Source organism: Mesorhizobium sp. M2A.F.Ca.ET.037.01.1.1 (genome assembly GCF_003998075.1).
Classification (GTDB): domain Bacteria; phylum Pseudomonadota; class Alphaproteobacteria; order Rhizobiales; family Rhizobiaceae; genus Mesorhizobium.
In genome coordinates this window covers 1-1,472 of the sequence record NZ_RZSA01001307.1, presented here as the reverse complement: position 1 = coordinate 1,472, position 1,472 = coordinate 1, and the positions used below count along the sequence as shown (strand labels likewise).

Below are 1,472 nucleotides of genomic sequence, written 5' to 3'. Positions count from 1 at the left end.
GACCAAGGTGGTCGCCTCGACGCAGCCACCGGCCTATGTCGAGGATGCGGTGAGAGCGCACCGGACGACCTTGATGCGCGAGACGATGCCCTCGCAGCGGGAAGCGCCGGGCTACGATGCCGATGAGATCCGCGCGGCCACCGCAATCGTAATGCCGTCGCTGCCCGACGACTGGAAGATCCGCGACGTCCAGGTCTATCCCTCGCAATTCGGGCCGAGCGTCGAGATGGCGGTCCAGACCAGGGACCTCGGCCTCGTCTCGCTGTTCGCCATCAGGCCGGGCACGTTCGACGTCGTGAAGCCGACGGTCGCGCCCGCCGACGACATCTCAACCGCCTATTTCCAGATCGGCGAGGTCGCCTATGCGGTGGTCGGCCGCGGCGACGCCCGCAGCCTCGACCGTGCCGCCGAAAAACTCGCCAGAACTCTCTACTGAAAACAGACCCTCTACTGAGAACCAAGGAGAACCTGATGAACAGCCCCAATCTGGGATACCGAATGGGCGCCGGCGTCCAGGCCGGAGCCGTCTATGACGAGGGCCTGCGCAAGCACATGCTGCGCGTCTACAACTATATGGGCCTCGGTCTCGTCGTCACAGGCCTCGTCGCCTTCTTCGTGGCCTCGACACCGGCGCTCTACGTGCCGATCTTCTCCAGCCCGCTGAAATGGGTGGTGATGCTGGCGCCGCTCGCCTTCGTCATGCTCTTCTCTTTCAAGATGCAGACCATGTCGGCCGCGAGCGCGCAGACGATGTTCTGGGCCTTCTGCGCCGTCATGGGCCTGTCGCTCGCCTCGGTGTTCCTGGTCTTCACCTCGACCAGCATCGCGCGCACCTTCTTCATCGCCGCCACGATGTTCGGCGCCACCAGCCTCTACGGCTACACGACCAGGCGCGACCTGACGCAGTTCTCGTCCTTCCTGATCATGGGCCTGATCGGCGTGGTGATCGCAAGCCTAGTCAACCTGTTCCTCGGCTCGACCGCGCTGCAATTCGCCATCTCGGTGATCGGCATCGCTGTCTTCGTCGGCCTCACCGCCTGGGACACGCAGACCATCAAGGAGCAGTATGCCGAGAATTTCGATGCCGAATCGCAGCAGAAGCTCGCCGTCTTCGGCGCCTTCTCGCTTTATCTGAACTTCATCAACATCTTCCAGCTGCTCCTGAATTTCACCGGCGAGCGCGAATAGTCCGGGCCGTAGCAGGCAACACTGCTGACCTCGGCGCGGCCGGAGGGAAACCTCCGGCCGTTTTTGTCGACCGCGCCCAAAGCGTCCACGACCAAGGTGGATCTGCCTGCCGAGCTTGAGTTCACGCGCGGCCTTTTGCTAGCCTGCCGGCCCAACCAGCCAACCGCGAGGACGCAATGGAACAGGTGACGCTTAACGCTGAGGGGATCTCGGCGACCATCGTCGGGCAGGGGGCCGAGCTGGTCCCGCTGCGCGATGGCGACGCCACCGAGCTTCTGTGGCAG

Annotated in this window: 1 protein-coding gene and 1 pseudogene; both read left to right on the top strand. The window is 63.9% G+C overall.

Going from position 1 to position 1,472, the window contains the following annotated elements; all coding sequences use genetic code 11:
- Positions 1-436, top strand: a pseudogene (locus EOA27_RS36215) (anti-sigma factor); the annotation flags it as partial.
- A gap of 35 nt (positions 437-471) precedes the next feature.
- Positions 472-1,188, top strand: coding sequence for a Bax inhibitor-1/YccA family protein (locus tag EOA27_RS36210; protein ID WP_126082749.1), 717 nt, complete (start codon positions 472-474; stop codon positions 1,186-1,188).
- Positions 1,189-1,472 lie beyond the last annotated feature (284 nt).